Genomic DNA, 212 nt, shown 5'->3' with positions numbered 1-212 from the left:
AAATTAGACAGGCATAAAATTTAGAGGAATCATTATGAGTAACACTATTTTAGTTGTAGAAGACGACTCAGGGCTTCGTGAAGCATTAATTGACACCTTAGAACTGTCAGGTATTGAATGTGTTTCTGCTGCTTGTGCCGAGGAAGGTATGTTACTTCTTAAAAAAGAAATGTTTTCTTTAGTTGTAAGTGACGTACTAATGGGAGCAATGA

1 protein-coding gene is annotated in these 212 nt (G+C 35.8%); it reads left to right on the top strand.

Features of this window, described 5'->3' with window-relative positions:
- Positions 1-34 precede the first annotated feature (34 nt).
- Positions 35-212 (top strand): response regulator (locus V6260_RS19290; protein ID WP_341595626.1); only part of this gene is annotated, 178 nt, incomplete at its 3' end.

The organism is Pseudoalteromonas aliena, from assembly GCF_038155085.1.
GTDB lineage: Bacteria > Pseudomonadota > Gammaproteobacteria > Enterobacterales > Alteromonadaceae > Pseudoalteromonas > Pseudoalteromonas aliena_A.
The sequence above is the reverse complement of the archived record's forward strand: the minus strand, read 5'-3'. Positions and strand labels throughout refer to the sequence as shown.